Source organism: Kitasatospora sp. MAP12-44 (assembly GCF_029892095.1).
Taxonomy (GTDB): Bacteria; Actinomycetota; Actinomycetes; order Streptomycetales; family Streptomycetaceae; genus Kitasatospora.
Map to the genome: position 1 here is coordinate 6,165,758 of NZ_JARZAE010000004.1, position 24,230 is coordinate 6,189,987.

A 24,230-nucleotide genomic window follows, 5' to 3' on the forward strand; every position below is an offset into this window, starting at 1 on the left:
ACTCTCGGCAGGCCCTTCGAGGCCGCCACCGGGCCCGACGACAGCGACGACCCGCCGCATTGTGCAGCCCCAATCCGTTGACGTTGCCGTCAACTACTGCCGCCAAGACGCCCAAAAGCCCCGCCAAGGAAACTCGGCGGGGCTTTTGGCTACTTCACGCAGATTGGCGCAACTCGATGCGAGTCAGCCCTTGTCCGATGTCCGGTCCGTGGAATTTCGGTGAAATACTTAGCAGCTGCGATGCGACCGGCCCTCGGGCGAGGACAAGGTCTGGGAGCCTGGGCACACGAGTGCCGCCATAAAGAATTAGCGAGTCCCATATCTCCGGCTCAGAAACACCATGGCAGTCGATGATCAGGGCGTGGGTAGAGGCTGGAAACGCCCTGGCGGCCGCCGTTAGGGCATCTTGGATTGTCTCAATCTCCCTAACCGTCAGACCATCCAGCCGGAATGTCTGGATCTCACATCCGAGCGGCTCATAGGAGTACTCACACACCACATCAACGTCTTCCGAAAGCCACCAGGTCACACTGACCGACCCTAGCCGAAGACTCAGCAGACGATCTGCTTCGTCGAGCCCTATCGGAACGTCATTCCCATCAACATCCAGCATCACGAAGACCCTCCGGTCTGGATGGATCGCAAGGAGTCCGTGAGCGTCAAAGTATTTGACCTGCTCAATGAAACCTCGCGTCCCAGTTCGCTCGCGATACCACCGAATGTAGCCGTCAGGCATTGTCAGCACTCCGGCAGTGTGAAGATATGAACATTTTCATCTCCAAATACCTTCCGTGCCTGAGCCACCGCCGAGTCCGGGGTGTTGTCGGCAAGATAGTGCTGTGCCGTTACGCCAGCTTCGTCCGCAACGTACTTTGAGATCTTGAGAAGCTTTCCGAAGTTTGCCGGATTCTTAGCCTTTGCGCCACCACCAACGAAGATGTACTCCCCATTCCGACCGACCACATCCAAGCCTGTTGAACCCACATTCGGCATGACTGCCCGAATATCCTGCCCATTCGCATCCTTTGCCACGGATCCGCCAACCAGCCGCGCAATATACTCTTCGCGACTCGCACCTAGGTCGTTGGCATCATCATTATGGACAAGAACTGGCGTGGCGCCGGCGAGCACATAGTATGCGTGGAGGTCAGCGACAGTGGGGCGAATCCTCCACCACGCCCACTGCAGCCCGAACTGGCTCACGTCACCTGCGGCAGCCATCCTTACCCTCGCGATCTACACCCGAAAGGGGGCGATGACGGTCGCCACCTGATTACGACGAGAAAATGTAGATCATGCAGCATCAGCTGACCGGCATTGCCGCGTGATGTACGAATAGCCTCATCGAAAATAGGTTCGATGAGGCTATTCGCCACCCCTTCCTCCAAATGCAGGAATCAATTACCGTGCTGGGACCACTGCTTCGGGTGTGGCAATCAAGCCAGCGAAGTCGTGTCTGTTGTTTCTTCTCTGTGCAAGCCGTCAAGCCAAATATCCGCAGAAATTTTCTACGAACACTCAGTCATTCAAATATTTTCCTCCTCCGTCGATCCAGTCGTCAACAGCCTCTCGCAATCCACGCCCAATTCCCTTCGCTTCAGTTCCAGCACTGCCGGACTCCAGCAACAGGAGAGCTTCCTTCAGGACTTCCGCCGAGTGACGGTCGATGTGAAGCGACAGGAAATAGGTAGGATCAACTACCGAGCCCAAGAGGCCATGGGGCCCCTTTCCGCCCTCCGAGAGCAGCCAGTCTGCTTGCTCCTCGGTCATTCCCGGAACGACCACACTCCAGTACATATCAGGGTTTTCGCTGGAATTTGAATCCATCACGAATTCAGCAGCCAATCTTGTTCAGCATGGCATCGTACGTTCCGGTGCGCGTTGATTTACTGCCGAGATCCTTTATAGACTTAGCCAGTTTCCAAGTCCCGCCATTGTGAGAGCCATCTCCGTCGCCAATATCCTGAGATATGAACGTTTTCCCATTTGTGAAGATCTTCTGACCCTTGAGCCGCTGGCCCGTATCACGATATCCGAGGAATTTGGCCAGATCAGTCGCTTGCTTGCTAGTCAGCGGCTGATTCCTACCCTGCACCTGTGTGGGAAGCGGGTCGTCGTTATGCACCAAAACCGGCGTGGCGCCAGCGAGTACATAGTACGTGTGCAGGTTGGCGATGGTGAGGTTGTAGGCAGTGTGAGGCGCGGTGTGGTAATTGCGCACGCTGATGACGTCGGCTGCCTGTCCGTCCTCTGTCCGGACTTGATCGCCGGGCTTGAGGTGGCCTGCGTCAGTCCAGCTCTGGGTGGTGACGTCCCAGAATGGGTGATGCTGGGTGGAGGTCAGCGTAGTGCTGTCAGCAGTCGCAGAGTTGGGCGACTTGATGGTGAGGTCGGTGAAGTCCTGGTCGTCGGGGGTGACGATGGTGGCTAGGACAGCTTCAGGGCTGGTGGTTCCGGTTTCGGGGTTGGTGGCGGTGACCATGTCACCCTTGGCAAGGGTTTCGATGGGCTTGGTGGTGCCGTCGGAGAGCAGGACGAGCGTGCCAGCGGGGAAGCTGTTCGTGCAGCCTGTGGGGATGTCCCCCCTGTCGAACATGGTCGAGAGTCGGTCGCCCCAGCCCAGGCCTCGTACGGCTTCGCCATCGCCGTCACCGGCGAGGGAGAGGGCGAGGAAGGTCGAGTTTCCTGTGGCGGCCCCGTACTTGCCGTCCTGGACGTTCGTACCGATCTCGCTCAGGTCCTGGTACAACCCCGTGGCAGCACCGACGGCCGCCAGTGCGGGCCCAAGTTCGAGGTTGACAAAAACGTTTGCGCAGGAGTTGGCACTACCACCGGTCGCGCAGGTGGCCAGGTCGTCGATTTGGCCCATCGAGGTGTGATAGCCGCCGACCACGGTCTGAACGATCTTGTGGCTGAACGCGCCCCATGCCTGTTCGAAGAATCCGCCGCCGGAGCCGTGGCTGATCCACGCGGTGCGGTGCGCGGGGCGGTCGAACCCACTGGTGTCGGGGATGGGGGGTTCGGGGATGTCGGTGGGGAGGGTGGCTTGGCAGGCCTGGTCACAGGCGGTTTGGTTGGTGTAGCCGGCGCCGCCGTAGAAGTCGGGCTCTTTCATGAGGCCGGTGGGGTCGCTGGCGCCGATGGGGTTGTTGGCGGCGTAGGTGTAGCCGTTGAGTTGCTGGGTGTCGGTGGCTTCGAAGAGGGGGTCGAGGCTGATGAAGGCGCCGGTGTTGGGGTCGTATTGGCGGGCGCCGAGGGCGGTGAGACCGGTCGTGGTGTCGTTGGGGGCGTTGAGGAAACCGCGGTCGTCGAGCCAGTTGTTGGTGGTGCCGCGGGGGGCGCCGTAGGGGGTGAACTGGCGCCAGGTGGGGGTTTGGGCGGTGGAGTCGAGGGTGAGGTCGGCGGTGCCGTGGGGGTCGGTGATCTCGAAGTTGTAGTTGCTGCCGCCGCCGGTGCGCACGACGGTGCCGCCGCCGGGCAGCGGGATGTAGCGGACGCCGCTGGCGGTGTTGGTGGTGGTGTTGAGGGTGATCTGTTCGCCGGGCAGGTAGAGGGTGGTCTTGCCGGGGTCGGTCTTGATGAGGAGGCTGCCGTCGGCGTTGTAGAGGTAGGAGGCGCCGGTGGCTTGGGGGGTGATGGCGGCGAGTTGCCCCAGGGTGTTCCAGGTGAGGGTCTGGGCGCCGGTGGCGGGGGTGGTGCGGGTGGTCATGTTGCCGGCGGCGTCGTAGGCGTAGCTGTCGCCGGTGGCGGGTGCGCCGGGGGTATCGCTGGTGAGGGTGTGGGGCTGGTTGGTGCCGTTGCCGTTGTAGGTGTCGGTGGTGGTGGTGTCGGTTCCGCCAGTGAGGTTGTGCTGGGTCTGGGTGGCGCGTTGGCCGGTGGGGGTGAAGGTCCAGCTGGTCCAGTAGGCGCTGGCGGCTCCGAGGGTGTCGGTGACCTGGGTGTGTGCGGTGGTGGTGGGGGCGATGGTGCAGGTGTTGGTGGTGGCCCAGGTGGCGGTCCAGGCGCTGCTCAGGCGGTCCTGGGGGTCGTAGGTGTAGCACTGGCTCTCGGCGGGGGTGCTGGTGCCGAGGCGGGTGCTGTCCTGCTGGGTGAGGTTTCCGGCGGGGTCGTAGGTGTAGGCCTGGTTGTCGACGGGGGTGGGGGTGCCGGTGTTGGAGCGGGAGACGAGCTGGTCGGTGAGCGCGCCGGTGTGCGGGTCGTAGGTGTTGGTGAGGTAGGCCTGGAGGGTGCTGCTGCCGATCGTCTCCTGGGTGACGCGGCCGTAGGCGTCGTAGGTGGTGCCCTGCGAGTAGCCGTAGCTGGAGTCGGCCAGACCGGCGGGCAGGTCGAGGGCGGTGGCGTAGGTGTGGGTGACGACCTCCGAGGGCAGGCCGCCGGCGAGGGGGTAGACGTCGTCGTAGAGCAGGCCGGTGTTGGGGGTGTAGTCGTGCTTGAAGGTGTAGGTGCGGCCCAGGACGGTGCCTTGCGCGGCGGAGGGGATGGTCACGCTCTGGCCGATGGACTCGCCGAAGACGTTGAACCCCAATGACTGGGTGGTGTAGGCGTTGCCGTTGTTGTAGGCGGTGGTGGTGGTGGCCTGTCCGACGGCGTTGGTGACGCCGGTGACGGCGTTGTCGTTGTCGTAGACCCAGGAGGCACTCTCGTTGGCCGTGGACTGGGCGGAGGTGGGGGCGGCGTACTGGGCGGTCTTGCGGCCCAGGACGTCGTAGGTGAGGGAGGTGCTGGCGCCTCGGGCGTCGGTGGTCTGCAGGGTGTTGCCGGCACCGTCGTAGACGGTGGTGCTGGTGCCGGCGTCGGGGTCGCTCTTGGCGACGGCCTGGCCCAGCAGGTTGTAGGTGGTGGTCCAGGTGGAGCCGGCGTTGCTGGTGGTGGACTGCTTGCCGTGGCCGTCGTAGCCGTAGGCGATGGTGCTGGCCGCGGTGCCGCCGGTGGTGTACCAGGTGCCGTTGAAGGTGTTGGCCGGTGTCACCAGGGTGGGCGGGGTGGTGTAGTCGGTGACGTTGCTGGTGCGGCCGAGCGGGTCGGTGGCGGTGGACTTGACGGTGCCGCCGGTGGGCGGGAAGACGGTGGTGGTGTCGCCGGTGTTCACCGTGGTGGTGGTCTGCTTGACGACCGAGTAGGCGTAGGAGGTGTCGACCACGGCGCGGCCCAGGCCGTCGTAGGTGTAGACGTCCTGGTTGGGGATCGTGGAGTCCTGGAACGAGGCCAGGGCGAGCGTGGGGAGGCTGGCGGAGTCCCAGTAGGGGTTGTTGGTCTTGCGGACCCAGCCGCGTGAGTCGTAGAACGACTCGGTGATCATGCGCCCGCCCTGCGGGGTGGGGGTCTGGGTCTGGCGTACGCGTCCCAGCGCGTCGAGGATCGTGATGGAGGTCGCGTAGCCCAGGGAGTCGTTGAGCTGCTGCGTGGTGGTGCCGGACAGGCCGGTGTTGGACACCGTGTAGGTGGTGAGGGTGTTGGCCGGCGCGGTGGTGGGGCGGGAGTAGAGCCATGTCGCGGTCGCTCGGCCCAGCGCGTCGTACTGGGTGGTCGTGACGATGCCGTTGGCGTCGGTGGCGGTCAGTGGCAGGCCGCGGGTGGTGGCGAAGGTCTGCTGGCTGGTCTGGGACTTGGCGTTGGTGACGGATGCGCCGGTGGTCAGGCCCACCGAGTTGACCGTGTAGGCGGTGGTGGTGGCGTTGCCGTCACCGTCGTAGGTCTTGGTCGGGCGCCCGTAACCGTCGTAGGTGCTGCGGGCGGTGGTCTGCCAGGTGAACGCGCCGCCTGTGTAGTCGGCGGCCTTACGGACCATCGTCACACTGCCGACCGTGGGAGCTGTGGTCTGGGGGAAGGTGGTGGCGAAGGTCGGGTCGTCGTAGAACGTCTGGGTGGCCGACTCCACCTGCGCCGGGCGGTTGACACTCGCGGGCGCGCCCAGCGTGTTGAGGGCGGAGGGTGCGGAGGGGATCGCGGCCTCGGTGAAGCCGGAGCACGCCACCGAGTCGCTCTCCTGGGAGGCGACCAGACCCACGATGTTGAGGGCGGTGTTCGCCGGCGCGTAGGTGGACGTCGTGCACTGGTCGTAGGCGGGGTTGACCGGGACGGTGTGCGTGTAGGCGGTGGTCAGCAGCCCGGTGGTGGTGTCGTAGGTGTTGTCGTTCTCGGTGGAGCGCCAGGTGGTGGTGCCGCCGTCGGTCAGCGCCTGACGGGTGAACGTCTCCGCCACCCGGGTGCTGGTGGCGGTCAGCGGCGCCAGCCCGGTACGGGTGCGGGTGGCGACGGGCGCGGAGATCCAGTACGAGCTGATCGCCGAGTGGTCGATCGCGCCACCCGCGCCCACGAAAGCGGTGGACTCCAGCAAATCACCCGTCAACTGCGGGGAGTCGGTGTGCCCGGCGCCCTGGGAATCGGTGAGGGTGACCGTGCGGTTGGTGGTGGGGGTGAGGTAGTCGCCGTCCATGCCGCGGTAGAAGCTGGCGGTCGACTGGGTCTGCGGGTCGTTGGCGCCGTCGCCGGTGTTGGTGGTCACAGTGGCGTAGCCGTGGAACTGGCCCCAGGTGCGGTACTTGGCCTGGACGAGCTCGTTGTCGTCGTAGTGCCAGGCCGCGCCACCGCCGTAGGTGTATGTGGTGGCTTTGGTGGTGGACTTGCCGGTGCCGTCGTACTCCAGGACCTGGCTGACGGCGTACTTCTGGAACCAGTCGCGGATCGGCGCCGTGTAGAACTTGGGTGTCCAGTACACGGGGTAGCAGGACCCGGTGTTGGTCGAGGGGTCCTGGGAGGCGACCGAGGCCGCCGTGCAGGGGTTGGGCAGGGTGTAGCTGACGCCGACGACGTCGCCGAGCTCGGTGGTGATCGAGGACAGGCGGTAGCGGTACAGGCCGGGGTAGTTGGTGGTGTCGACCCGGTTCTGCAGGTCCTGACCGGTGAACGTGACCGCCGGCATCGTGATGGCGCCACCGGGGCCGGCGCTGGTGTCGTTGCCGTGACGGGTCACGGAGGCCAGCCACAGGGTGGGTGACGTCCCGTCACCGGTGGCGGGCTCGCTCTGCGTCAGCGTGTAGGTGTCCACCGGGACATAGGCGGACGTGGCGGTCGAGTACTGCTTCGTGGTGATCTGCGCGAGGCGGACGGTGGAGAAGAATCCCGGCCCGTAGGAGGTGCAGGTGGCGCCGCTCGCGCAGACGAGGTCGAACGGCACGTCCGGGTACTCGGTGGCCGCGGTGGTGGCGGACAGCGGGTCGCAGGTCGTGGCGGTGCAGCGCGGCGCGGTGGTGAAGACGACCTGGTCGGGAACGGTCCCGTACGCGCCGCCGTCCATAAAGCCGTAGTCGATGTGCGCCAGGTAGGAGTCACGCACGTACGAGACGTTCGTCGCGCCCAGGTTCTCGCCGTAGAAGTTGGTGTCCTGGTTGTAGTAGTAGGACATCGCCTGCCCGCGGGCGTCCTTGACGTAGTCCAGATGCCACTTGTACGCCATCGTGCACACCGACGAGCTGAACCCGGCAGCGTTGTAGCACGGGTCGCCCGGGTGCGCCGAGTACACCGGCTCGGTGTCCACCGAGTTGGTGGCAGCCTTCCCCGCCGACCAGCCCGGCAGCTGGTTGCGGCCGAACTGGTACACCGTGCCCGAGCGGTCCGTCACCGTCCAGTAATCCGTGTTGTACGCACCCGAGCCGTTATTGGAACCGGTCACATGCGTGACCGTCTCGCCGTTGTTGTCGGCGGGCGTGTACGTGCCCTTCGAGGCGTCGAAGACCAGCGAGGTGGTGGACCCGTTCAGGGACAGCGTCAGGACCGGCCCCGCATAGCACTCGTCGTTCGTCACCGACGGCGACGCGGTCCCCTCCGGACTGTCCGCACACGAGGCGAACGTCTGCTCCAGGAACGAATCCGGCGTCGACCACCCGTCACCCGCCCACGACGATTGCGCCTGCGTCGAGGAGGTCTGCCCGTCCACCGAACCCGAGTCATAACCCAGACCCAGTGTGGGGGCCTTCGACGTAGACGCCCCCGGCAGAGTGATCGGATACTGGTAGGTGAACGACCCCGCCGAACCACCACCAGCCCAACTCCCGCTGGGCTGCAGGGAGTCCCCCGCGTAGCTACCGGCCGCGCCGCCCTCCTGACCGGTCGAATCCGTCGCCGCGACCACCGACGACACCGACAGAGCCTGCGCCGAAGCCGACGGTGCCGCCTGCACGGACGCGCTGCGCGTCGAGGGGGCGGGGGTCAGGACGGTCGACACGGACTTGCCGACCACATCGCGCGTGGTGGGCAGAGGAGTCTGAACGCGACACGCCGCCACCTGCGGCGTCGTCAACGCACACGCCGGCAAGGACACAAGATGCAGGCGGGAACCGTAGTTACCGCCATAGGCCTGGTCGAAGGCCGAGTAGTCCAAACCGACCCGGGTGCCACCCTGACCGGTGCCCGCGCCCTCGACGCTGAAGGCCACCCCGGCGACGCCGAGCGCGGCCGTCTTCTTCTGGTCGAGCACACTGACGTGCACATCCGCCGACCCCGAGCTGCTGGCGCCACCGGCTGCCTTCACCGCCTGCGCCCACACGGGAGTCCCCGCAATCGTCGCCTTCGGACCATCAGAGTGGCCGTCAGCCGCAGTCCCCAACGTTGTGGAACCCTGCGCCGCACCAGGCCAGTTGACCGCAGCAGGCTTGAAGGCCCGCTTCGTGTCGTCCTTCGGCTGAATGTGCTTCGGGGTGAGCGTCGTGCCACCCGTGACGGACTTCGTCAACGGCGCCGCCGGCGGCTTGGGAGCCCCCAGACTCAGCCCGGCGGCCTGCGCCGGCACCGTCGTCGCCGCCGCGAGCAGAACCACCGCGCAGACGGTCCGCAGCAACCGGCCCCCCACACCACCCTCGTAGGCTGGTCGGAACCGCTGCCGTATACCGTCCCGCTCGCCACCATCGCCTCGGCGCATGTGTTGCCCCATCCCCGGAATCAGCCGCCTGACGGGCAGGCGGAAGCACTGCCCAGACCGATCATCAGACTGGGTCGCCCACGACTATGGCAGCGCGGGCTCATCGCGGTATCGGGTATTCGAACGTTCCTGATGGGGTTTGGGTAAAGCTTTGCCAAGATCACCATTGGCAAATGCCGCAAAGTGGGGGCAATCCGCCCAACGTGTGCTGGACCCTCCGGGAATCGCATCCGCAGCTGTCCGTCTGACGTGCAACGCTCCATCGGAAGGTCGACGCTAACGCCCGACCGGCACGCCACGCGCAATGAAAGGTTGGATGGGAAGTCCATGCCACTATCCACATCACGAATACGCATACTCGCCACAACGATTGCCACAGCGCTCACCGCACTGACGCTGAGTGCCGTCGCAATCCCCGCCCAGGCCACCACGGGTGGAACCGCCGCACGCGGCAGTGTCACCACACCCAGCACGGCGCCGTTGACCGCTGATCAGGCCTCGGTCAGGGCCCGGTCGACAGGGAAGGCCGTGTCTGTCGACGCGGCGACCACCGCGACCGACCAGCTGACCGCGAACGCCAACGGCACCTTCACCCTCAACCAGGCACTCGCCCCGGTCCGCAAACGCCAAAACGGTGCCTGGAAGCCCTTGGACGCCACACTGGTCAAGCGTGCGGACGGCTCCATCGGACCCGCGATGAGCACCAGCGACCTGACCCTCTCCGGTGGCGGGAGCTCACCCCTGGCCGTCATGAAGACCGGCGCCCGGTCGCTGGCCCTGACACTGCCCAGCACTCTGACGGCAAAGCTGCCCGCGCCCACCCTGGCCGGGCCGACCGCCACCTATGCCCTCCTCAACGGCGTTGACCTGCAGGTCACCGCAGACACCCAGGGCGGGTTCTCCGAGGTCCTGGTCATCAAGGACGCGACGGCGGCCGCCAACCCGGCCCTGGCCTCCCTGGCGTTCTCCACCAAGACCACCGGCGTCGACCTCGCCACCGACTCGGCCGGGAACATCACCGCCAAGGACTCGCACGGCACCGTCGTCTTCTCCGCCCCCGCACCCAACAAGGGTGTGTGGGACTCCGCGACCAACCCCGCGGCTCCCACCGTGACCGACCCCAGCACAGGCACCACCCTCGATGCCCGCTCTGGCGCTCCCGCCGCCTCCAGCAAGGCGGGACCGGGAGCGGCCGCACATACCGCCCCCCTCAAGGCCGTCTACGGCTCCGGGAAGATCACCCTGACCCCGGACCCGACCCTGCTCACGGGCAAGAACACCATCTGGCCGCTCTACATCGACCCGACGTACTCGGCTGGCGGAGGTGCGGCTCAGGCCTGGACGTACGTCAACTCCTCTTTCCCCGATACAAGTTACTCGCAGACCTCCGACACTGAGGGACTGCGCGTCGGCGACCAGGCCTGGACATCCCCGTACTTCGTGGGGCGCGCCTTCGCCCAGATGTCGATTGCCAGCAGCATCTACGGCAGCACCGTCATGTCCTCGCGCTTCTACGCCACCGAGACCTACGCCCCCTCGTGCAGCGCGCGCAACGTCGAACTCTGGTTCACCGGCGCCATCTCGGCGGCCACCACCTGGAACAACCAGCCTTCGTGGAACAGCAAGAGTGACACCCAGTCGGTCGCCAACGGCTACTCGAGCGCCTGCCCGACGGCCTCCGTGGGCTTCGACACCACCAGCCTGATGCAGTCCGCGGCCAACGGCTCCTGGTCCAACGTCACCCTGGGACTGCGCGCCTCGGACGAGACCGACCCCTACGGCTGGAAGAAGTTCCAGCCCTCCGCGATGTACATGTCCACCACCTACGACCACGCGCCCAACACACCCGGCCCGCTGACCACCTCGCCCAACACCGCGTGCGGCGCCGCCACCCCGACCATCGTCGGCAACGGCGACGTCACCCTGTACGCCGGCGTCAGTGACCCCGACGGCGGCACTCTCGGTGTCGCCTTCACTGTCGTCAACTCCTTGACCAGGGCCATCGTCGCATCCAGCACCACCTCCAATCTGCCAGCCACCTCAGGTACCACCGCCTCCCTCCTCATACCGCGGACAACACTCGTCAACTCCTCCGCAGGCGCCCAGACGCCCTTCGAGTGGACCGTCTACACCAGTGACGGCACGTTCAACAGCCCCGCCAGCACCACCTGCCGGTTCGCCTTCGATCCCACGCACCCCGGCGCCCCAACCGTCACCCAGAACGCCACCAGCTACACCGTCGGCACCGCTGCGGGTTTCACCTTCACCGCCAACTCCACCGGCAGCACCCCTGCCAGCTACCTTTATCAACTCAACGGCGCAGCCCCCGGCACGGTTTCCGCCAACGCTGGCACCGCCAGCGTCAACATCGCCCCCACCCGCAGGGTCAACACCCTCACCGTCACCGCGGTTTCGCCCGGCGGCAACATCGGTGACACCGCCACGGTCATCCTGAACGCTAAGCTCCCTGCCACCGCTGTCGAGAACGACCTCACTGGTGCTGGCCACGCGGACCTCACCGTCGTCGGCGGCCAAGCCGGCCTGCCCCCTGGCCTGTGGCTCGCCTCCGGAGGCACGGCCAGCACCATCAACACCGCCGCCACCAACATCGGTGCGCAGGGAACGGCCCTCAACACCAACGGCACACCCACCGACTGGAACGGCACCCAGGCCATCACCGGACACTTCGGCGGAACCGGATTCAACGACGTCCTCGACTACAACCCTTCCACCGGCGTCGGACACATCCTCTACGGCGATGGGGACGGCTCTCCCCTCTCCCCCGACTCCAGCGCCGAGGTCAACATCACCAGCAACGTCTTCCAGTCGTCGACAACTAAGCAGTACGCGACGCACGTCGCAAGCGGCGGAAGCCTCAGCAACATCGCCAACGGCAACACCAACAACGACGGCACCCCGGTCAGCCTCTTTCCCGACATCCTGCTCACCGTCGATGGCTCCCTCTACCTAGACCCCGCGTCGGCAACGCCCGCGGCCTTCTCCGGTTTCAACGCCTGGGTCAACCTGGGCACCAACCCGACCGGCAAGGGCGACTGGACCGGCTGGACCATCGCGACTACCGTCGTCAACTACCTGCCGGCTCTCTTCGCCCGCTCCGATTCCGGAGGCCAGCTCTACTACTACAGCCCCACGGCGATGCAGAACCTCCTCGCCGGCGCTTCGGTCACCCCCGTCGAACTCGCCACGAGCGGATGGGACGCCACCTCAAAGCCGACCCTCGAAGCGGCCGACATCAACGGCGACGGATACCCTGACCTGTGGTCTGTCAGCGGTGCAGGAGCAGTCACCGCGAACTTCCTCAGCGGCACCACCACGCCCACCCTCACCTCCCAGGCGACCCCCCAGACCCTCGCGCCGCCGTCGCACAGCTGGGCCCTGAACGACAGCACCGCAGACGGCACCCAGGTCACCACCGCCGCCGATCCCGCCGGTAGTCTCGCGCTGGCCGGACAGGCTGGTGCCAACTGGAGCACCAAGGACCTGTTCACCCCCGACGTCGCCCTGAACACCGGCGCCACCCCGACGACCGGCTCGCTGGCCGCCACAGGCTCCGCGGTCAACGTGAGCGGGAACTTCACCGTCTCCGCCTGGGCACAGCCCAGCGCCAGCGGCGGTGTCGTCCTCTCCCAGGACGGTACGTACACCTCTGGCTTGCTGCTCTACCCGGATGTGAACAGCAACCAGTGGTTCTTCTGCTTGGCCACCACGGACAGCACTGGCTGGCCCTACGACTGCGCCCGCGGGGGAACCGTCAACCTCACCCTCTGGACCCACCTCACCGCGACCTACAACTCCGTCACCAAGCAGATGGCGATCTACGTCAACGGCGTTGAAGCGGGCACTGGCACCCACACTCCCGCCAGTGGCAGCCTCTTCCGCGGTCCATTCACCGTCGGTGACTTCCTTTCCAACAGCAAACCCACCCACGCCGCGTACTTCTCGGGTCGGGTCTCCCAGATCCAGACCTGGAACCAGGCGCTCACGCCCTACCAGGTCGGCAGTGCCGCCGGCCCCAACAGTGCGATCACGCTTCCGTCCGACGGCACCGTCTACCCGACCGGGCGCAGCTGGCAGCTCGGCGCCAACGCGATGGCGTTCAACCAGGGACAGCTGACCATCACCGTCGCAGGCATACAGCAGTACTCCAAGGTCACTACCACCCACGCGGCCGCGGTCATGACACTGCAGACGGACGGCAATCTCGTCGCCTACCCCACCGCCACCGACGCGGCCAACCAGACCAACTCCCTGTGGTCCACCTCGACCGCCGGCCACAGCGGCGACGGTCTGATCTTCCAGCCCGACGGGAACCTGGTCCTCTACTCCGTGGACGGGACGCCCCTGTGGTCCACCAACACCGCATCCAACCCCGCGTACAACCGGGTGATCCAGGCAGTCGAGGGCAACGCCCTGCATGAGGTGTACCCGGACGCGTCGGGCTGGCATGACAACGCGGTCGCGGGTGTCGGTGGCGGCATCACGGCTCTTGGGTTCGCCTACGGCCCCACAGGGCTCCCGGTGATCGAGGCCTCCGAAGGCGGAGTCCTGCACGAGATCTCCTGCGACTCCTCCGGCAACTGGCATGACAGCGCGGTCGCGGGTGTCGGTGGCGGCATCACGGCTCTCGGGTTCGCCTACGACCCCACAGGGCTCCCGGTGATCGAGGCCTCCGAAAGCGGAGTCCTGCACGAGATCAACAAAGACTCCTCCGGCAACTGGCATGACAATCCGGTCCTGGGCGTCGGTGGCGGCATCACGGCCCTCGGGTTCACCTACACTTCCACAGGGCTCCGGGTGATCGAGGCCTCGGAGGGCGGGGTCCTGCACGAGATCTACAAGGACTCCTCCGGCAACTGGTACGACAATCCGGTCCTGGGCGTCGGTGGCAACATCACCCCCCTCGGGTCCACCTACAGCCCCACAGGGGGCCGGGTGATCGAGGCCTCCGAAGGCGGAGTCCTGCACGAGATCTACAACGACACCTCCGGCGTCTGGCACGACAACCCGGTCGTGGGCGTCGGCAGCAACATCACCGCGCTGTCGATGAAGGTCCTCTCTAACGGTGGGCGCATCATCGAGGCCTCCGAAGGCGGGGTCCTGCACGAGATCTACACCGATTCCTCCGGCTGGCATGACAACCCCATCGCGGGTACGGCCGGCAGCGCCACAGCTCTCTCCTTCGCCCTCCACTGACCCACCTACCTGCGAGAACATGCCGGGGCTGGCGCGGAGACCTCTGTACCGGCCCCGGCACGCTCCGCACTCCGTCAGGGAGTGTCAGGGCAGTCCCGACTGAGCTGACTGCTCATCAAAAGGGGTCCCGCTCCACTCAGATATCCGGGTGGAGCGGGACCCCTTTTCAGTCGCAGCAGCAATGGCGGATCAGCGTGGCCCGACGAGCCGAGGCGAGGTGCCGGGGCGTCGGGCGTTGGTGGGGGTCAGGAGGGGTGGGCGGTGCCGGCGTAGCGTTGGGTGAAGCGGGTGCCGGTGGCGGCGGTGATGGTGACGTCGTAGCGGCCGGCGGGGTCGAGGGGCCAGTCGAGCTTGACGGTTTTGCCGGAGTCGACCCAGGCGGTCTGCGGGGTGCCCGCGAAGTCGTTGGCCGTGGCGGTGAAGCTGACCGGGCCCTCGCCGTCGTTGGCGAGTTCCAGGCGGATCAGCTTGGGGTCGCGCAGGTCGGCCGTGCACATCGGGACGGGGACGTCCTCCTGCTCCAGGCGGGTCACCGTGCCGGCGAAGGCGGCGACGAAGCCGTCGGGGCCGTGCACGGTGAAGTCGTAGCGGCCGTCGGTGGTTGAGGCGTCCCAGACGTACGTCTTGCTGGCTCCGGCCGCCACCGTGAACGGGGTGCCCGCGAACGGGAACGCGATGTTCGGGTAGACGGTGAAGTGGTAGCCCACCGTGCCGAAGTTGGTCATCGTGCAGGTGACCTTGCCGGTCTCCCGGTCGACGTCGATGTCAGCCCACGGGCGGTACGGCAGCACGCGGTGCGGCCGGCTGCCGCGCTCCTGGACGGGCATGGACTGGGTGCCGACTGCGGGCAGTGCGACGGGGGGAAGGGAAGCGCCCGCGTCGGCCTTGGCCATCAGGGCGTTGGTGTCGGGCAGTTGGGGGATCGAGTAGTCCGGCTTGTCGAAGTCGAAGCAGCTGGTCAGGTCGCCGCAGATGGTCCGGCGCCAGTCGGAGATGTTGGGCTCCTGGACGCCGGTCACCACCTCAAGGAAACGCAGCACCGAAGTGTGGTCGAAGACCTGGGAGTTGACGTAGCCGCCGCGCGACCAGGGGGAGGCCACCCAGAGCGGCACCCGGTTGCCCAGGCCGATCGGCCGGCCCTGGGCGAACTCCTCGGGCGTGCCGGCCTCGGGGGTGGGCGGCACCATGTGGTCGAAGTAGCCGTCGTTCTCGTCGTACATCACCAGGAAGACGGTGTGCTTCCACACTTCCGGGTTCGACATCAGCGACTGCAGCGCGGAGTTGACCCACCAGGCGCCGTAGTCCGGGCTGGCGTTGGGGTGTTCGCAGAACAGGTACGGCGCGACCATCCAGGAGACGGTGGGCAGTGTGCCGGCCTTGCAGTCCGCGTCGAAGGCGGTGAGGTCGAACTTGGTCATCGCGTTGATGTAACGCGGGTCCGTGGTGGGGAAGTTGTGGAACTGCTTGAAGTACGACAACGCGTTGTCGTCGTAGTCGCCGGTGCGGTCGTCCTCGCTCGGGTTGTGGTAGACCCGCCAGCTGACCTTGGCGGCCTCCAGGCGCTCGGCGTAGGTGGTCCAGTCGGCGACCGGGTTCTGCGTCACCGGGGTGTTGTCGATCCATGGACCGGTGGTGCCGTCCTTGCCCGGGCCCGAGGTGCCGGTCCACAGGTAGAGGCGGTTGGGGTCGGTGGGCCCGGCCAGCGAGCAGAAGTACGCGTCGCAGAGCGTGAACGCGTCGGCCAGCGCGTACTGGTAGGGGATGTCGGCGCGGGTGAAGTAGCCCATGGTGCGCTCGCCCTTGGCGGCCACCCACTTGTTCATCGCGCTGTTGTTGATCGCCTGGTGGCTGGTCGCCCAGTCGTGGGCGAGGCCGCCGGCGTTCTGCGCGTTGTACTTGGTGGTGTCCATCCGGTACGGCAGCATCGCGCCGCCGTCGCTGCGCCCGGCGTCGGGCTGCTGGAAGACCGAGTTGCCGTTCGGGAAGCGCAGCGCCTGCTTGTCCTCGAAGCCGCGCACGCCGTTCAGCGAGCCGAAGTAGTGGTCAAAGCTGCGGTTCTCCTGCATCAGGATCACCACGTGCTTGACGTCGCGGACGCCGTCGGGGGAGTCGCCGCGGTCGGAGGCGGCCTCGGCGGCGGTGGGCAGGCCGACCACGGCGGCGGCTCCGGCCGCTGCCGCGGCGCCCACGAAGGTACGACGGTTGAGCTCGGGCATGTCGAGGCCTCTCAGAGGGTGAAGGTGGCGACGGCGGCGGCGGTGTCCGAAGGCCAGCCGTTGGCAGCAGCGCTGTTGGGTGTCGCTGCGGGGGCGGCGGCGGGCCAGCCGGTGGCCAGCGTGTGCGCCTCGACCAGCGAGAGCCTGCCCGCGTACTGGACGTAGTCGATCCGGTCCTGCGGCTCGGCCGTGGCGCCGCGCACCTTGCGGGTGGGCGACCAGGTGGTGCCGGGGATCTTCACCGGGTTCGGGTGGTCTTCGCGGAAGGCGTCAGTCAGGCCGGCGTCCTGGAGTGCCACCGTGACAGGCCAGTTGAGGGCGGTGCCGCGGGCGGCGACCGTCCAGTCCAGGTGCGAGGGGGAGGACAGCTCGGCGGCCAGGATCACCGGGACGTGTCCGGCCCCGGTTCCGGCGGCAGCGAGGTCGGCCCGCATCGCGGCGAGCAGCGCCTGCGTCTGCTGGTAGCGCAGCGACGCGGTCTCGGTGGCGGTCACCTGCGCGGCGCTCTGGCCGTCCTGGAACGCGTACGGGCCATAGGAGTTCTCGTCCAGGTGGGCCGCCCAGAGCCGGACGCTGCGGCCGCCCGGCAGCTGGACGGTGGCCCCGGCGGCGGGCAGCGCGGCGGTCACCGGGGTGACGGCGGTGAGCGGGTAGCGGCTGAGGATGCCGACGCTGCCCGGGCTCTGGTAGGCGTACCAGCCGAGCGCGTCGGCCAGCTTCTGGGCGTTGCTGCCGGCGGTCTCCTGGAGGGAGAGGACGTCCCAGCCCTGGGTGAGGATCACCCGCAGCTGCTTCTCCAGCCCGTCGGTGCTGTGCGTACCGGCGTCCCAGAGGTTCCAACTGGCCACCTTCAGGCGCCCCTTGGCCTTGGGGTCGACGACCGGGACCTGCACGGTCACGGTGTCCGAGGCGCCCGTGCTGTCCTTGACGGCGACGGTCAGCAGTGCGGGGCGCGCGAGCGGCGAGGCGGGCGCGGTGCCGGTGACGGTGCCGTCGGGCGAGACGTTCAGCCAGGAGCTCGCACCCGTACGGCGGAAGGTCGCGCTGCCCGCAGGGTTGCCGGCCGGGCGGGACCAGAGCCCGCCGAGCTTGATACTGACGGCGGCTCCGGGCGCGACGGGCGTGGCGGTCAGTGCGTCCACCGCGCTGTGCGGGGCGACGATCGCGGGCTTCGGCGTAAAGCTGAACGGCGCGCTCTGCGCGAGGATGCCGTAGCCGTCCTTCGCCAACAGGTAGGCGGTGTACGGGCCGCCGGTCAGCGCGGAGGTGTCGAGGGTGAGATCCCCCGAGGCCCCCGGGGTGTACTGCCAGAGGAGGGAGGAGCCGGTGCCGGGCTGGCGGGTGCCGTCGTAGATCCCGACCCAGTTCTTGGCATCGGAGGCGTCGGTGGTCCAGTGGAAAGTGAGCTTGTCGCCTTCGGTGGGAGTGGTCGGGGTGCTCAGAGCAAGGGAGCTGCCTGTGGCCACGGTGTTCCTGTCCGCCAGGGGCTGGGTGAGGGAGGAGTTGGCTGAACAACTATGTCCTCATTCACCTGGCCGCCGACGGACTTCACATGAACAGGACGTGACGGACGGTCGGGAGTTGGCCGAACACGCTGGCGAGATGGCGGCTACTGTGCAGTAGTGGCGCGGGCTCGGTGCGTATGTCTATGGGGGCAGGTGCACTGCGGGCAGGCGCAGGGCGGCCAGGTGAGGGCGTTGCGGATCTCCTTAGGGGTGGCGAGCGGCACGTGCCGGGTGGCGTTCAGCTCGACCCGTTGACCGCCTTCGGTGATCCGGTAGACCCGGATCGTCATTCGGCTCACGTGTCCAGTTCCCCTCGCACAGCGGACAGTTCGGCCAACCGAGCGGGCAGCGCCGCACCCGCCGGCGCGCCCACCAGCTCAACTCTGCTGCTGCTCACGTGCGTTCAACCCGTCGAGGAGGAGTGCTGTCAACTCGACCACGACGTCAGGCCGGGCCCGGCCGAGGTCGATCAGGACGGTCCCGGTGAATCCCGAGACCCCGTCCAGGCAGGCGGAGGGGAGGACGATGTCCGCGAGCCTGAGTGTGGTGATCAGCCCGTTGAGGGCGCGGGTTGCCTCGTCCCGCAGTTGGGCCGTGATGGCGGCCAACCGTGAATCGTCTCTGTGCGTGCCCAAGGACCGCTCCTTTCGTAGCTTTCTGCTACCAAGCATCGGCAGCCGGTAGTAGCTTGGAAAGATCGACGGCGTGACAGCGGCCGTCTGTCACAGATCCTGAGCGAGAGGTGTGGACATGGCGACGCGACGTTCGAGCGAGCATGCCCCGCTGACCCCCGAGGCCTGGGGCTGGATGCTCCGCGACTGGCGCGAGCGCCGAGGGTGGAAGGGGGCGGCGCTCGCGCGCGAAGTGCCGTGTGATGCCTCGCTGTTGTCACGCTTCGAAGGAGCCGAGCGGGCGCCGGGGATTGCGTACGCGGAGCGGCTGGACGAACTGCTCCTGACCGAGGGCACGTTGGTGCGCGCGTGGAAGGACGTGGACTGGCAGCGGGAGGTGGTGCACCCGGACTGGTTCAAGTTCTACGTGAAGTTGGAGTCGGAGGCGGAACTCATCCGGGGCTACCACGTCGAGCGTATTTCAGGCCTGCTGCAGACTCCGGCCTACGCCCGCGCGCTCTTTCGGTTCATCCGGCCAGACGCCGACGGGCGGGCGATCTCCAGCAGTGTCGCGGCCCGCATGAGCCGACAGAGGCGGTTCTTCGTGCCGGGTGGGCCGCAACTGGTCGCCGTTCTCAGTGAACTGGCGATTCGGAGCCACGTCGGGGGCAGACTGGTAATGCGCGAGCAGCTGGAGCACCTGTTGGCGGTCGGCGAGCGGCATCCCAACGTGATCGTCCAGGTAGCCCAGTTCGAGCTGGGCGAGCGAACTGGCAAGAGCGGCGGCATGATCCTCATGCAGCTGCCAGGTGGGGTGCAATGGGCCTACTCGGAAAGCATGAGCAGCGGCCATTTCATCAGAGATCCAGAAGTGCTTCCGGACTACTCCCGGTTCTATGATCGGCTCAGGGCGGAAGCACTCTCCGTATCGGACTCCGCTCGCCTGATCCGCGGCGTCATGAGAGGGCTCAGCAACGTGACCATCACGACCAATCAGTCCAGGCCTATCCAGTACTCGCACCGCAAAGCGGACTGGTTGACCAGCAGTTACAGCCAGGGCGATGGCGGCGAGTGCGTCGAGGTGGCCCTCAACCTCGCCGCTCCCGATGGTGTGGTCCCCGTGCGTGACAGCAAGGACCGCCAGGGCCCGCAGCTCACCTTCAACGCCGCCGCCTGGTCCGCGTTCACCGCCGCCGTCGCCGCCGGCGAGTTCGGTTCCGTCTGACCAAGTCGTACGGCCGCTGCCCATCTGCGCAGGTTGCCGGGCTGGCCCCGCACGGCTGGACGCCCGCCGCCAACCCGCGCGGAGCGGATATCGTGGTAGGTACTTGCAGGAGGTTCGTATGAGTGCTCAGCCCATTCACCACCACCAACCGCAGCCCCGCGTGCCGCGCACGCCGGACGGTATCGCCGAGGCCCTGAGCGGGGCGCGGCGGATGGAGTTCTACCGCGAGCTCGGCCACGCCCCTATCGACCAGGTCGAGCAGGTCCTGAACCGCTGGTGGTGCGAGGCCGAGCTGGATGCCGACCCCGAACAGGAACGCATCATCGCCGCCGCCCGCGCGGGTACCCTGCCCACTGGCACCATGGCCGACGTTCTCCGCCTGCGGCGCGACCGCGGCGCGGAGATGCCCGGTGAGTGAGGACGAGGACGGCGACCTGTGGCCGGTCGAGCCCTCCGAGGCGGTCCAGGATGCGCTGTCCGACCCCGCTCTGCCGGTCGACCTGTTCAGCGCGGTGGTCGCGCTCACGGTTGCGATCGCCGAAGACCCGTGGCTGCCTGCCAGCACCGCCCGTGACAGCGCCGGCGACTGGCGCAGGCTGCCGATCCCGCACGGCCGCGGCCTGGTCGAATACGTCATCGACCGCCATCGGCACGTCGTCCTACTCACCAGGATCATTCCCCTCTGACCCGACCGTGCGGTGTTGGGTGCCACGGCTGATGCTCGGGTCGTCGTCCGGACCCAGAAGTCGGCCGGTTCGACGCTGAGATCACATCGCGGATGACGTCGGGTGGGACGGCGTTACGCCTGCTAGTGCTGTGACCGACAACGTTCACCGGGATGGTGCGCTTCCTGGGCAAGGGGCAAGGGGCAACGGCAGGTAGGCAGGATGCGGGATGAAACCGGTCATCGGCTTCTGCGACGCTTACGGCGTGAGCGAGTGCGAGTGGGACGAACTGTCCGGGCTTGAGAAGGCCTTCATGATCAATGCGTTCGAGATCGACATCCTTCCGGGCTTCTGGGGTGATCTCGAGGACGACGATCGAGATCGACCGCTGGGCGAGATCGCTGGCGTCCTGCTCGCTCTTGTCGATCGCGGGTGGGTCGAGGTCCGGCGGATTGCGCCGTGGGTTTCGCCCATGGGAGAGCAGGGGCTCCAGCCAGGAGATCTGGTGCCACGCGATCAGCTTGCGATGGCCTTGGAAGATGAGGCCAGCTGGGACTCCCCGAAGGACGGTGACTGGGTCGGTGCTCTGACCCTGGTCGAGACCGATGCCGGCAGGAAGATCTCTCGACTTCCCCCTGAGGAGCAGACCCGATAAGGCCGCCGCCGGCCAGTCTCGCCGAAAGCCGTCAAGCGGCCACGGGGCAGCGGCCGCCCCATCGGACGCCTTTCTCACTTCGGATCCGGGGGCGCTCCCGGCGTTGGGCTTCCAGGACGTCGGGGTGGCGGGCGTTGGCGTTGCGCCAGCGCAGGTAGGCGTGCAGCGCTCGGGTCTGGACGGTGTGGTTGGGGTGGTGGGAGTTCGCGAGGGTGAACTGCCGCAGTCGTCCGAAGTGCGCCTCGATGGGGTTGGCCCAGGAGGTGTTGGTCGGGGTGAAGCAGAGGTCGACGTTGTTGCTGTTCGCCCAGCGGCTCGGTCGCAGCGCTAGTCCGGATGCGGGGAGGGCACCTGGGCTCAGGGGGCAGTTCTCATGGGTGGGGCGGGGGTGAGGAGTTCGCGCTTCACTTGGTCGTAGTCGGCCTGGGCCTGCGGGTCGCTGTTGGCGTAGGCGGTCCAGAATCCGGGGCGTTGCCAGCGGGTGTCGGCGAGGCGGGTGTGGCCGTCGGCGATGACGAGGGTCCAGCCGGGGGGTATCCGGGTGTCGACCGTCTCGAAGGAGGCGGGGTCCCAGAGCAGTCCGGGGTCGGGGGTGCCGGGGCCGAGCACGCGGATCTGGCAGTCGAGGTCGTAGGTGACCATCTCCAGAACCGCGTACACACCGCCCACCCGGATCCCGTCGAACTCCGCGACAGGGACGTCGCCGTCGGGGTGGACGATCTCCAGACATCTGACTCTCATGGGTGACAAGTATCGCCGCGGTCCTCGATCCCTCCGACCAGCGCGTCTTGACATGGCGTCAGAGTCATAGTCCTATAGTGCTAGGAACCTAGCTGAATGAGACGACAGTGATCGAGTTCCACATCGAGGCCCGATCAGGGGTCGCGCCGTACATGCAGTTGATCCACCAGGTGCGCCAGGCCATGCGGTTGGGCCTGCTGTCCGTGGGGGACCGGCTGCCGACCGTCAAGGACGTCGCGGCCAAGGTCGCGATCAACCCCAACACCGTTCTCAAGGCCTATCGGCAGCTGGAGAACGAGGGTCTGGTCTCACCCAAGCCCGGGGTGGGCACGTTCGTGACCCGCACCCTCAGCGATGACAGCTCGCTGTCCGAACACGAGCCGCTGCGCCGCGAGTTGGGGGCATGGCTCGCCAAGGCGCGCAGTGCGGGGCTGGACGAGGAGAGCATCCAGGCCTTGTTCCAGGCCACCTTCCGCACGTCCACCGCAACCGAAGAAGAGGAGAAATGACCGCGATACTCGAAGCCAGAGAGCTGGGCAAGCGCTACGGCCGCCGCCAGGCGCTGACCGACTGCACCCTGAGCGTGCCGGCCGGCCGCGTCGTGGGGCTGGTCGGGCCCAACGGGGCCGGCAAGTCGACGCTGCTGCAACTGGCGTGCGGACTGCTCACGCCCACCTCGGGCAGCATCGAAGTCCTCGGCGCCCGTCCCGGCTCCGGCGCGGCCCAGCTGGCGAGGGTCGGCTTCGTCGCCCAGGACACGCCGACCTATGCCGCGCTGTCCATCGCCGACCACCTGCGCCTGGGCCAGCGGCTCAACCCGCGCTGGGATCAGCAGTTGGCCGAGCAGCGCATCAGCCGGCTCGGCCTCGACACCGCTCAACGGGCCGGCCGGCTCTCCGGCGGCCAGCGCGCGCAACTGGCGTTGACCCTCGCGGTCGCCAAGCGGCCGGAGTTGCTCCTCCTGGACGAGCCCGTCGCCGCCCTGGACCCGCTGGCCCGCCGCGAGTTCCTGCAGAGCCTGATGGAGTTCGTGGCTGAGGAGGGGGTGAGCGTCGTGCTCTCCTCGCACCTGGTCACCGACCTGGAGCGGGTCTGCGACCACCTGATCGTCCTCGCTGCCTCCCGGGTGCAGGCCGACGGTGAGATCGACGAGCTGCTCGCCACCCACTTCCGCCTCACCACCGCCCGCCGCGAGGCCGACACGCTGCCCGACGGGATCCGGGTCCTGCAGGCCGAGCACACCGAGCGGCAGAGCACGTTCATCGTCCGCGCCGACGCCGCGATCCAGGATCCGGCCTGGGTGATGGAGCCCCTCGACCTGGAGGATCTGGTCCTCACGTACATGATCCAGGCCGCAGCCGCCACCGAGGCCGGCCGCCGACCCGTCCTGGAGGCGCAGCGATGATCTGGCTGACCTGGCGTCAATTCCGCACGCCTGCCCTGGCGATGCTCGGCGCGCTGGCCGCTGCGGCGATCTTCCTGGTGGTCACCGGCACCCAGCTGCGCCACTCCTACGACAGCGCTCTCGCGAGCTGCGGGGGCCAGGGCGGCTGCGGCTCGGCCATGTCCGCGCTGGCCGCCCACTACGCCGTGCCGTCCTACGTGTTCAGCGCTCTGCTGACCGCCGTGCCCGGCATCGTCGGGGCCTTCTGGGGGGCGCCGCTGATCGCTCGCGAGCTGGAGGCCGGCACGCACCGGCTGGTCTGGAACCAGAGTGTCACCCGCACTCGTTGGCTCATGGTCAAGCTGCTGGCCGTAGGTCTGGCGGCGGTGGTCGGTACCGGACTGCTCAGCCTCCTGGTGTCCTGGTGGGCCGCTCCGATCGACCGGATCAACAACAACCGGTTCATCCCGCTGCTCTTCGACGCACGCGGTGTCGCGCCGCTGGGCTACGCCGCGTTCGCCTTCACGCTCGGGGCCTGCGCCGGATTGCTGCTCCGTCGCAGCGTGCCGGCGATGGCCGTCACGCTGACCGTGTTCACCGCCGTCCAGCTGCTCATGCCGATCGCGATCCGGCCGCACCTGGTGACGCCCGTCCGTGCCGACGTCGCGCTCAACGCTGCGGCGATCAACTCCGCGAGGCTCATCGGGACCACGGGTAGGGGACCGGACGCCCACTTCGAGGCGGAACTGACCATGCCGGGCGCCTGGGTGCTCTCCGGTGCCACGCCCGCGATCAACGCGGCAGGCAGGACGGTCACCATGGGGCAGACCTGCTCGGCGGCCGCGCGCGCCGACTGGACGAGCTGCGTGGCCGACGCCGGTCTGCGGGTGCCGATCTCCTACGAGCCCGCGGACCGCTACTGGACCGTCCAGTGGTCAGAAACCGCGTTCTTCCTCGCCCTGTCCGCAGGCCTGGCGGGTTTCTGCGCCTGGTGGCTGCGCCGCCTGACCTGAACCGCGGGACCTGAACCGCCTGACCCGAGCCGCGGGCCGTGGCAGAACGCGGGGCGGCCGAAGCCAACGCAACTGGCTTCGGCC

Annotated in this window: 17 protein-coding genes and 1 pseudogene; 9 read left to right on the forward strand and 9 right to left on the reverse strand. The window is 67.4% G+C overall.

What is annotated here, in order from left to right:
* Positions 1-154: 154 nt before the first annotated feature.
* From P3T34_RS28285 to P3T34_RS28300, 4 genes are all read right to left on the reverse strand, one after another.
* Positions 155-613, reverse strand: a complete 459-nt coding sequence (locus P3T34_RS28285; protein ID WP_280668852.1) for a hypothetical protein — start codon at positions 611-613, stop codon at positions 155-157.
* Between the two features lie 125 nt (positions 614-738).
* Complete coding sequence (locus P3T34_RS28290) at positions 739-1,203, reverse strand: hypothetical protein (RefSeq protein ID WP_280668853.1); 465 nt, start codon at positions 1,201-1,203, stop codon at positions 739-741.
* A 315-nt stretch (positions 1,204-1,518) separates the two neighbouring features.
* A complete protein-coding gene (locus tag P3T34_RS28295; RefSeq protein ID WP_280668854.1) occupies positions 1,519-1,845 on the reverse strand; it encodes a hypothetical protein in 327 nt (108 codons plus the stop codon).
* Positions 1,835-8,530 carry a polymorphic toxin-type HINT domain-containing protein gene (locus P3T34_RS28300; RefSeq protein WP_280668855.1) on the reverse strand — a complete coding sequence of 2,232 codons (6,696 nt, stop codon included), beginning with the start codon at positions 8,528-8,530 and terminating at the stop codon, positions 1,835-1,837. Before P3T34_RS28300 ends, P3T34_RS28295 begins: the two co-directional genes overlap by 11 nt.
* A gap of 175 nt (positions 8,531-8,705) precedes the next feature.
* On the opposite strand from P3T34_RS28300, the gene P3T34_RS28305 reads away from it, so the two are divergent.
* Entirely contained in the window at positions 8,706-8,861 is a 156-nt protein-coding gene (locus tag P3T34_RS28305) for a hypothetical protein (RefSeq protein ID WP_280668856.1), read from the forward strand.
* A 584-nt stretch (positions 8,862-9,445) separates the two neighbouring features.
* Positions 9,446-14,131, forward strand: a complete 4,686-nt coding sequence (locus tag P3T34_RS28310) for a LamG-like jellyroll fold domain-containing protein (RefSeq protein ID WP_280668857.1) — start codon at positions 9,446-9,448, stop codon at positions 14,129-14,131.
* Positions 14,132-14,376: 245 nt separating this feature from the next.
* Here P3T34_RS28310 and P3T34_RS28315 read toward each other — a convergent pair whose 3' ends face one another.
* From P3T34_RS28315 to P3T34_RS28325, 3 genes are all read right to left on the reverse strand, one after another.
* On the reverse strand, positions 14,377-16,347 hold the full coding sequence (locus P3T34_RS28315; protein ID WP_280668858.1) for a phospholipase C, phosphocholine-specific: 1,971 nt from the start codon (positions 16,345-16,347) through the stop codon (positions 14,377-14,379).
* An 11-nt stretch (positions 16,348-16,358) separates the two neighbouring features.
* Complete coding sequence (locus P3T34_RS28320; protein ID WP_280668859.1) at positions 16,359-17,813, reverse strand: hypothetical protein; 1,455 nt, start codon at positions 17,811-17,813, stop codon at positions 16,359-16,361.
* 416 nt (positions 17,814-18,229) lie between these two features.
* Positions 18,230-18,460: a hypothetical protein gene (locus tag P3T34_RS28325; RefSeq protein WP_280668860.1), complete on the reverse strand. Its 231-nt coding sequence runs from the start codon at positions 18,458-18,460 to the stop codon at positions 18,230-18,232.
* A 142-nt stretch (positions 18,461-18,602) separates the two neighbouring features.
* Between P3T34_RS28325 and P3T34_RS28330 the strand changes: the two genes are divergently transcribed.
* From P3T34_RS28330 to P3T34_RS28345, 4 genes are all read left to right on the forward strand, one after another.
* Positions 18,603-19,688, forward strand: coding sequence for a Scr1 family TA system antitoxin-like transcriptional regulator (locus tag P3T34_RS28330; RefSeq protein ID WP_280668861.1), 1,086 nt, complete (start codon positions 18,603-18,605; stop codon positions 19,686-19,688).
* A gap of 118 nt (positions 19,689-19,806) precedes the next feature.
* On the forward strand, positions 19,807-20,106 hold the full coding sequence (locus tag P3T34_RS28335; protein ID WP_280668862.1) for a hypothetical protein: 300 nt from the start codon (positions 19,807-19,809) through the stop codon (positions 20,104-20,106).
* Positions 20,099-20,374, forward strand: a complete 276-nt coding sequence (locus P3T34_RS28340; RefSeq protein WP_280668863.1) for a hypothetical protein — start codon at positions 20,099-20,101, stop codon at positions 20,372-20,374. Before P3T34_RS28335 ends, P3T34_RS28340 begins: the two co-directional genes overlap by 8 nt.
* 208 nt (positions 20,375-20,582) lie before the next feature.
* Positions 20,583-21,008, forward strand: coding sequence for a hypothetical protein (locus tag P3T34_RS28345; protein WP_280668864.1), 426 nt, complete (start codon positions 20,583-20,585; stop codon positions 21,006-21,008).
* A 31-nt stretch (positions 21,009-21,039) separates the two neighbouring features.
* On the opposite strand, the pseudogene P3T34_RS28350 reads toward P3T34_RS28345, so the two are convergent.
* Positions 21,040-21,321, reverse strand: a pseudogene (locus tag P3T34_RS28350) (IS630 family transposase); the annotation flags it as partial.
* Positions 21,322-21,365: 44 nt separating this feature from the next.
* A complete protein-coding gene (locus P3T34_RS28355; RefSeq protein WP_280672678.1) occupies positions 21,366-21,749 on the reverse strand; it encodes a hypothetical protein in 384 nt (127 codons plus the stop codon).
* Between the two features lie 107 nt (positions 21,750-21,856).
* Here P3T34_RS28355 and P3T34_RS28360 point away from each other — a divergent pair, with 107 nt between their 5' ends.
* Genes P3T34_RS28360 through P3T34_RS28370 form a run of 3 tightly spaced genes read left to right on the forward strand, consistent with a single transcriptional unit; the run spans position 21,857 to position 24,146 of the window.
* Positions 21,857-22,258 (forward strand): GntR family transcriptional regulator, encoded by a 402-nt coding sequence (locus P3T34_RS28360; protein WP_280668865.1) that lies wholly within the window; start codon positions 21,857-21,859, stop codon positions 22,256-22,258.
* A complete protein-coding gene (locus P3T34_RS28365; RefSeq protein WP_280668866.1) occupies positions 22,255-23,154 on the forward strand; it encodes an ABC transporter ATP-binding protein in 900 nt (299 codons plus the stop codon). The genes P3T34_RS28360 and P3T34_RS28365 overlap by 4 nt, the downstream gene beginning before the upstream one ends.
* Entirely contained in the window at positions 23,151-24,146 is a 996-nt protein-coding gene (locus tag P3T34_RS28370; protein WP_280668867.1) for a transporter, read from the forward strand. Before P3T34_RS28365 ends, P3T34_RS28370 begins: the two co-directional genes overlap by 4 nt.
* Positions 24,147-24,230 lie beyond the last annotated feature (84 nt).

Bases quoted from the DNA above. Each gene is read 5' to 3' on its own strand.
- P3T34_RS28365 (WP_280668866.1), top strand. From the start codon at position 22,255: ATGACCGCGATACTCGAAGCCAGAGAGCTGGGCAAGCGCTACGGCCGC.
- P3T34_RS28345 (WP_280668864.1), top strand. From the start codon at position 20,583: ATGAAACCGGTCATCGGCTTCTGCGACGCTTACGGCGTGAGCGAGTGC.
- P3T34_RS28315 (WP_280668858.1), bottom strand. From the start codon at position 16,347: ATGCCCGAGCTCAACCGTCGTACCTTCGTGGGCGCCGCGGCAGCGGCC.
- P3T34_RS28285 (WP_280668852.1), bottom strand. From the start codon at position 613: ATGCTGGATGTTGATGGGAATGACGTTCCGATAGGGCTCGACGAAGCA.
- P3T34_RS28330 (WP_280668861.1), top strand. From the start codon at position 18,603: ATGGCGACGCGACGTTCGAGCGAGCATGCCCCGCTGACCCCCGAGGCC.
- P3T34_RS28335 (WP_280668862.1), top strand. From the start codon at position 19,807: ATGAGTGCTCAGCCCATTCACCACCACCAACCGCAGCCCCGCGTGCCG.
- P3T34_RS28370 (WP_280668867.1), top strand. From the start codon at position 23,151: ATGATCTGGCTGACCTGGCGTCAATTCCGCACGCCTGCCCTGGCGATG.
- P3T34_RS28355 (WP_280672678.1), bottom strand. From the start codon at position 21,749: ATGAGAGTCAGATGTCTGGAGATCGTCCACCCCGACGGCGACGTCCCT.